The sequence below is a fragment of the Enterobacter sp. EC_50 genome (assembly GCF_019584525.1).
Classification (GTDB): Bacteria; Pseudomonadota; Gammaproteobacteria; order Enterobacterales; family Enterobacteriaceae; genus Enterobacter; species Enterobacter roggenkampii.
In genome coordinates this window covers 1-7905 of the sequence record NZ_VDAF01000048.1, presented here as the reverse complement: position 1 = coordinate 7905, position 7905 = coordinate 1, and the positions used below count along the sequence as shown (strand labels likewise).

8 protein-coding genes are annotated in these 7905 nt (G+C 48.8%); 1 reads left to right on the top strand and 7 read right to left on the bottom strand.

Annotation, left to right across the window (positions count from 1 at the left end; genetic code table 11):
- Positions 1-173 precede the first annotated feature (173 nt).
- The 7 genes from FHC48_RS22600 to FHC48_RS22570 all read right to left on the bottom strand — a co-directional run bounded on the left by FHC48_RS22600 (position 174) and on the right by FHC48_RS22570 (position 7760).
- Positions 174-1199 (bottom strand): hypothetical protein, encoded by a 1026-nt coding sequence (locus FHC48_RS22600; RefSeq protein ID WP_016236891.1) that lies wholly within the window; start codon positions 1197-1199, stop codon positions 174-176.
- Entirely contained in the window at positions 1187-3196 is a 2010-nt protein-coding gene (locus FHC48_RS22595; protein ID WP_060617864.1) for a glycosyltransferase, read from the bottom strand. Before FHC48_RS22595 ends, FHC48_RS22600 begins: the two co-directional genes overlap by 13 nt.
- A 70-nt stretch (positions 3197-3266) precedes the next feature.
- Complete coding sequence (locus FHC48_RS22590) at positions 3267-4175, bottom strand: glycosyltransferase family 2 protein (RefSeq protein ID WP_060617863.1); 909 nt, start codon at positions 4173-4175, stop codon at positions 3267-3269.
- 79 nt (positions 4176-4254) lie between these two features.
- Positions 4255-4632, bottom strand: a complete 378-nt coding sequence (locus FHC48_RS22585; RefSeq protein ID WP_150321473.1) for a hypothetical protein — start codon at positions 4630-4632, stop codon at positions 4255-4257.
- Positions 4633-4762: 130 nt separating this feature from the next.
- The gene (locus tag FHC48_RS22580) at positions 4763-6307 is read right to left on the bottom strand and encodes an N-acetylneuraminate synthase family protein (protein ID WP_220420611.1); all 1545 of its coding nucleotides are present in this window, start codon (positions 6305-6307) and stop codon (positions 4763-4765) included.
- Positions 6304-6999, bottom strand: a complete 696-nt coding sequence (locus FHC48_RS22575; RefSeq protein WP_220420610.1) for an inositol monophosphatase family protein — start codon at positions 6997-6999, stop codon at positions 6304-6306. Before FHC48_RS22575 ends, FHC48_RS22580 begins: the two co-directional genes overlap by 4 nt.
- 14 nt (positions 7000-7013) lie before the next feature.
- A complete protein-coding gene (locus FHC48_RS22570) occupies positions 7014-7760 on the bottom strand; it encodes a 3-deoxy-manno-octulosonate cytidylyltransferase (RefSeq protein WP_220420609.1) in 747 nt (248 codons plus the stop codon).
- A gap of 85 nt (positions 7761-7845) precedes the next feature.
- On the opposite strand from FHC48_RS22570, the gene FHC48_RS23720 reads away from it, so the two are divergent.
- The coding region (locus FHC48_RS23720) for an IS1 family transposase (RefSeq protein ID WP_001623223.1) at positions 7846-7905 on the top strand (60 nt) is incomplete at its 3' end.

Here is a 7905-nt window from a genome sequence, read left to right as displayed (position 1 = left end):
TCGATCATCGGATAATTGATTGTTGTGTGATAGCGCTAACTCATAAAGTTCAAAATTTGAGAACCTGCTACACTACGAAGCCTGTAAATACGGGCATGTTCATGAATTTTCCCTGCATGGGGAAACAAGGCCTGATGCAGGTTGGGAATACGGTATTCCCGTGCTGTTCTGTTTTAACTCATTAACGAGTACGTGTATTCCTTCGCATTATTCGCCAGCGTTTGACGTTTTTGCCCGGAATTTACCAGCAGCGATAAGGTGTCGATCCACTTTTGCGGATCGTTGTTCAGCAGCACGCCATTGATATTTTGCTCGATAAAGTCGCTGTACGGGGCGCAATTACTGTAGACCCCCACCGCGCCCATGCGCACGAAATCATAAAATTTTACCGGCCCGCGCGCCATATTAAATTCTGATTCCAGTAACGGGGCCAGGCCAATATCAACCCGGTGATGTTGCGTGTAGTCCAGATAGTTCTGCCAGCTCATCGGGTGTAATACCGTCACGCGCGGCAGGTCGCGGTACAGTTTATAGATTTCGTGCTCGCCAAAAATTTCGAAGCTGGCCTGCGGACACTGGTTCAACACGCCTTCGACCACTTCACGCAGCCAGTACTTTTCTGCCTGGTGCGAGCTGGAGCCGTGATAGGCAATCTTCACCGGTCGGGTTACGGCCAGCAGCCGCGGTGTCGGCTGGGCGGGCACCACATCAGGGTTAAGATGCGCATATTTATTGGCCAGATAGGGCGTCGAGACCCAGATGGTATCGCAATGGGTGGTGATCCAGCGGTGCTGGGCCGCAGAACGTCGGATAATTTTCGTCCGGTAGGCTTTGGGTAACGCCGTTAAGGCTGACGGATCGAACAGATCGTCATCCATAAAATAGACCACCTGGGAGAGGTCATCCATGTTGCGCGCAATTTCGCGCTGCCACTGCGAGGAGATAAAGCGAATGACCACGATGGCTGCCCCTTTATCCACTTCGATAGCCGGCGTGGTTAAGGTATCCACCAGCTGACAGACAGCGTCGGGAAAACGGCTTCTGATCGCCGCTTCAAAATAGGCCAGCGTCGGTGAGTTCCCCTCATGCAGGATCAGCAATGAACGGCACTCGGGCCAGCTGTCCGGCTGCGTCTCGCTGCTTTGCTTATTCAACTTCAGATACGGTTTAAAGAGTGCCTTTCTGATCAGTTCGTCCATGGCAGCACCACATTAGGAGTATGACTTAACGAGAAATCGGGTCGGTCATAGCTCAGGTTGGGATTGTATGCAGGATCGTGGGTAAGCCGCTGCGCCCAGCGTTTTTTCATATAACGCAGCTCACCCTGGGAGCGCGCCAGCTGTTCGGGCGTGACATCTTTGCCGCGGGATACCGACTCGTGGTGGTAAAGCTCGGCAAAGGGCGTCCAGACGATCCGCCAGCCAGCCTCGCCGACCCGCAGACAGTAATCCACGTCGTTAAAGGCCACCGGCAGGTTCACTTCATCTAAGCCGTTAAGGGACAAAAAGAGCTGGCGATGGGTAAGCAGGCAGGCCGCCGTCACGGCAGACAGCTCCTGCGCACTCACCGCCCTGCGCTGGTAGCCGGGTTCATCGGCGGTCAGGCCACTGTGAAAATGATCGGCGCAGCCACCTGGCCCGACGGCATCACCCGCATGCTGAACCCGGCCATCGCCGTAAAAGAGCCGTGCTCCCACGATCCCGACGCCCGGGCGCAGCAGGTGGGAGACCATCTCATCCAGCCACAAAGGGTTGATCACCTCGGTGTCGTTATTGAGCAGGCAGATAAGCTCGCCCGTGGCCTCGCGCACCCCGGCATTGTTAATCGCCGAGTAGTTAAACGGATGATCCCAGGCGATTACCCGCACTCCGTATTCACGGGTGATGTGATCAAAATAAGCCAGGGTTTCCGGGTCATCGCTCTGGTTATCCATCACCATGATTTCGATATTCGGGTAACGGGTGTGCTGCACCAGGCTTTCAATACAGGGCCTGAGATGCGCCAGCCCGTTGCGGGTGGGGATAATCACCGACACCCGCGGAAGCTGTTCCGGAAGCGGCCAGCGCCAGCGGCAGATGCCGTGCGGAGCAGACTCCAGCGTCACGCCAACAGGCAGATCCTGCAGCATGTTGGCCAGCGTCTCGTAGCCATCCTGCTGAGGAAGCGTATCCGGGACATGCATCAGCAGGGCAGGGATATGCGCGATCTCGTTTGGCGTATGCTGCCGGGCCAGCTGTAACCATCCGCGATAGTTTTCGGCACCGTCCTGCGGGATGGCGAAGGTGCCCTGTTCCCGCCACAGGCCACTCCAGCCGATATAGTTCTGGCTGTGCAGCAGGGTTTCGTTCCAGTCCGGCTTGAAGTCCGGCGAGTGGCGTTTACCTTTTTCATCCAGCAGATCGTGATCGCCGTAGATCCATTTCGCCTCTGGCGTCTGACGCAGCTGGTGCGCCAGCCAAACCAGTGCGGCCGGGGCAAGTTCCGCCCCCACCGGAACGGCCCACTGCCATTCTCCTGCTGGCCTGCCCGCCGTAGAGGGCTGTTCCAGCACGGTGATATGGGTTGCCGGGTAACAGAGTGCCGCAATGCTGGCGAGCGTGCGCTGGCGTGCGGCCTCATCGCCGCCGTTCACCAGGTGCAGGCAGACGCGGGGCAGGTTGCCCCAGCGGGCCAGCAGACGATCGATCAGTCGGCGCTCACCTGGCTGCACGATATCGAAATTAGCCAGCCAGTGTTCATAGGCGTGTAGCGGCCTGTCGTCGCGGATCTTGCCCACCAGCGCGTAAGCCTGCTGTAAATCGGTAAACCACAGGTGCCAGGACAGCCCCAGACGCCTGCGCTTTTGTGCATTCAGGCGCTGATAAAAAGGCCACACCCGGCGCAGACGGCGCCACAGGCTATTGGCCGCCGACACCTGCGCAAAACGGGTAATATTAAGCTCACATTCCGCCCCTTCGCTGCTGGCGAGCAGCCCTGGCTGGCAGGCTCCCACCGGCAACCACACCAGCTCCTGAAGCGTGCCGCGACGGGTGATCGGCAGGATCTGTTCATGCCATTCACCCTGACACTGCCAGCGCAGCCGGGTTTCACCCCGCGGCTGACGGGCACGCAGGGTGCCCTGGATCAAAAACCAGCCCGCGCGGGATAAAGAAGGGTCTGGCAGTGCCAGAGTGTGCCAGTGGTAATCGCTTTGCATGAGTGGATTCACTACCCGGAAGCGGGGGAAGCCCGCTTCTGACTCCTGTCGAAATATGAAAAAACGTAGATTAGCCGATTAACTTTTTGACGCGCGTTGCCAGCCAGGAATCGTTTTTCTGTGGACTCACCTCTGCTGGCAAGGCATCCAGCTGGGCCTGTAGTACTGCCATTTCGGCTTTGACTTTAGGGGCCAGGGCCGCCGCCAGCAGGCAGGTCTCGTCGTTGCGATCGTGGGCTTTGAAGTAGGCTTTGTGTTTTACGCGGTTGGCCGAGGCGGCGCTGCCGCGCAGATGTTTACCCAGTAAAAACTCTTCCAGTGATTTGACCGCGTAATGGTTGACCCGAACGCCGTTCCAGACCACTTCGGCACTTACGCCAGGACCGTGTTTTGGATGCAAAACCATGTCGTTACCCAGCGCATCGATATAACGACCGTAGCGCAGATCTGCAAAATGTGGGTTATGAAAATGGTTCACTCGTTCGGGTTTTACCACGCTTTTCACGTTGTGGTGGACGTTAAATTTAATCGGTGCGCGATGAGTAAAACGCTCCGTCACCAGGCCTTCTTCGGCAAAAAGTTCGCCACTGGAACCAAAAATAGCCCAGTTAAGCGCAATGGCGCTGACGCTTTCGTCATTAAAGTGTGATACGAAGAAATCAACCAGATTTACATCAGGCGACAAGGGCAATAAAAATTCATCAGCATCGATAAAGGCAAGCAGGTCAATATCGCGGGCGCAACTACGTAAAATGCGCTCGTATGCCGGGAGTTGTGGTTTTTGATTAACCAAATCCGGTTGATCGAGAACTTTCACTATCCCCAGACGCGCCAGGGAAGAGAGCAACTCGCGGCTTCCGTCACGACTGCCATTGTCGGCAATCATAAATCCGCTTACGCCTAAAACCCGGTGATACGCTATCCATTCAAGCAGGCCTGCAAATTCATCTTTAACGATGGCGGCTATATAAAGGTTCAAATTGTTATCCAACCGATTTTCGGAATACCGTGCCAGCGTCAGCAGAACCGATGAAAGCTGGCACAAGGTAAAACAGTTATCAGGCTGGGGAGAAATTCAACTCCGTCAGCCAAGTAATCAAGCCATCGGACTCCAGTCCGAGGGTGATTTTAGAAGAGAAGGGCACGTTAATCCTGAACCCACAACTCAGGCGAGGATGATTATCCTCTGGCTGCTGCAGGATGGCAGCTATCACATCAGGACGTTTGACATTGAATGGATAGCTATAGGTAGCGTAATCATTCTTGATGGCGATACGTGGGGCACGTTCACCTTCTGCCAGTAGCCAGCCGTAAAGCTCGATACGGCCATTTGTAAGTTTTAAAGGTTTTTGATTTGATGAGGTATCAATGTTCCAGCGTAACTGCTCATCAGAGGTAACAAGTGGTGTTGTGATAAGCGAGTATTTATTGGTCATCCGGTTCAGACACTCTAGATTTGATTAATATTATTATATCGTTGGTTAAGCCACTTGCAAAGCAAGTGGCTAAGAATTTTCTAAAGTGTTACAAGCCAGGTATGAAAATGATTACATCAGCTTCAATGCATTATTTCGGAGCGATCCAATATTTATGGTGCTCTGTAGCCTGGATCTCTTTCACTTCACTTCCAACAATACGTTCAGCCTTACGCACATCAGTTACAAATTTGGTGAAATCGCCGTTAACCAGGTCAATGGCCACTTCATCGAAGTGAGACCAGGCTACGTCGCCAAACTTAACGTGCTTTTCAATCATTCTGGCACCGGCTGCAATTGCCATCATAGAACAAAGGCTGCCAATATCATGGCTGGAAAAACCCGGTATAATACGTGGTTCTTTTTTCGATAGATTGTAATAGTGTCTAATCACACCAATCTGCGTATCCTCAGTCGGCGTTGGATAGGCAGAAGTGCACTGTAAAAGATAGATGTTTCGAGCTTTGGTAAAGCTATTAAGAATGAAATCCTCATAAGCCTCATCTGTATAACCAGTTGAAATGACCACATCTTTTGTGAAGTCTGCTGCAACTGCGGCCAGATAGTCTTTATGCTCAGAGATTGTGGACGGCAACTTAATCATGTCCGGCTCAAACTGTCTGATAAAGTCATAAGACGGCATATCCAGAATAGAAGCAAACCAGCCAATCCCAATCTCTTTACAGAACGTATCAACAAAAGCGAATTGCTCTTTGTTCAGCTCAATACCATGACGGTACTCACGGAAAGTCGTTCCGAATGGCGAATTATACGGAGAGTCTAATTTTTCCTTACTGTAGAAACTTTCAACATCACGTTTCTGCAGTTTGATGTAATCCGCACCTGCCTGTTTAGCAGCAACAATCATAGACTTCAGGCGATCCATATCACCGAAGTGGTTAGTCGTGATCTCTGCAATTACTTTTACGTCATAGTTTTTCGCTGTGTTTTGTACAGGACTGCTTTGCGGCAGAGTCACGCCACGATGACGAGCAGTAAAGACCTGGTTAAAGGCATCAACAGAATAGACGCTATAAGGTTTGTTACCCACATGGCTGATATTGATATTCAGACGTGATTTTTCTGCCAACAGCATCTTCAGAAGTTGTTCCTGACTGCTAATGATGCGTTCCTGATACTCAGGCTCAGCATGCATCGCTGCTGTTGGGATTTTATTAGTGAAGCCGTCTTTTGTCGTGAAATCAAATCCAAGCAGGTAAACGTTTTTAGTAGCGTTTTCCTGATTGGCAATTTGATTTGCGATCTTCAGTGCCGATACGACGATAGCGCTTTCAATATAAATGGTTTCTTCGAAGAAACGATGAATCAGGAAGTCTGCGGATTCTGGAGTGTAAGGTACAAATTCAGCTGCAATGTGGCTCGTGCCTGGTGGCAGCGAACGGTCTGATACATACAACTTACATTGCGGAGCATGCTCATCAAAAATATCGAGAACCCAACCATGATGAAACACAGCAATATCGCCCGGGTAGATTAGTTCTGAGTCGTTGGTGTTAATAACGATACAGTTTTTTAATAATGAGAGATCAATGCTATCAACACTTGGTCCTTTGCCGATAATAACAATATCACGGCCGGATTTATCAGCGATTGTCTGTTTTAATATTTGGTTCATGCGATATCCTTATGCTGTTTCTTAATGCTGATTTTATATTTTTGAGTAGGAAACAGTATTTGGCCTTGATAAGGCTTGCCATCAACTAATGCTTCACAACCATGTTCCAACGCAAAGTTCAGGCCGGGTAAAATATCCCAGCAGTTAACACCCTTAACGTTTTCAAAGCTTGCATAAGCGCCACGAACTGCAGCAAGCATATTGTACATTGAGCAACCTATAATTCGGTACTCAAAGCCTTCTTCCAGCTGCAATAAATCTTGCTTTGTGAGAGAAGAGGATAACCCACGAATTCGGGATCTATGATGAGCCAACGGCATACCGGTAATATGAAAATCGTTAAGCTCAGGCAGGAAGATGCAAGACTCTTGATGTATACCATCGGTGTAAATACTGATACCAACTCCCCATTCTTTAAGTCCGGAGACAAAATTTTCGGTACCATCTATCGGGTCAAGTACTATGTAAGAGCTATTTGGTTTCCACGTAATCCCATTAAAGGGTGCCAACTCTTCGGATATTAACTGGTGATTTGGTAGATTTACCTTAATATAATTAATTACTAGTTTTTGAACTAATAGGTCACCTTGGCTAACATAGCTACCATCTTCTTTTTGTTCAAATAAATCTCTTAGGCGAATTATTTTATCGAGGTTTATTTTAATTATCTCTACAATATCCACTAGATACATGTGACTACTTCCCTTTATTTATATAGTGAAAAAAGACTATCGTTTTGCATTATGCGAGTTATTTCATTGAGATCTTCAATTGTATCAAGACTAATATGAGCGTTGTCCAAGTTAGTTGTTTTAATTTTATGCCCGTGCTCAATTATTCTTAAGAACTCATTCGGCTCTGCTTTCTCCAGCGGAGTTTCAGGCCATTGCACAAATTGTTTTATTGAATCAGGTGTAAATCCTATTATGAAAACAACTTTTTTGAATGGCGAAGTGTTGATACTCTGGTTTGGAATATCGCTGCGTGAACAATAAATTAAATTGTTATTTAGATCAACAATTCCTTTGAAATCCTGAGGTACATTACTTTTTTCATAATTAGTTAATCCAAGGGAATATTCAATATCAGAATCGTTAATCATTAGTTCGGCAATGGCATCTATATGATCCGGATTCACAAGAGCTTCATCACCCTGAATATTTATGATGATATCATAATCTAAACCCTGCGAAGCTTCAAAAATTCGCTCAGTACCATTTCTATGTTCACCAGTAAGCAAAACCTTGCAATTATATTTTTCAGCAACGCTTTTGATTTCAATTGAGTCTGTGCAAATATAACAATCGTCAAGCCGACTGGCCATGATAGAGCGCTTGTATGTATGAATTATTGCAGGTAATCCACAGATATCTTTTAATGCTTTTCCTGGTAATCTTGTAGAAGCTAGTCTAACAGGGATTAAGCCAATAACTTTCTTTTTTCTATTTGTCATGATATTTTGTCCTGCTTTATGCAAGTGTTAGGTGATGCTGCCAACTTACTGATTTAGTGTATGATGGTGTTTTTGAGGTGCTCCAGTGGCTTCTGTTTCTATCAGCTGTCCCTCCTGTTCAGCTACTGACGGGGTGGTGCGTAAC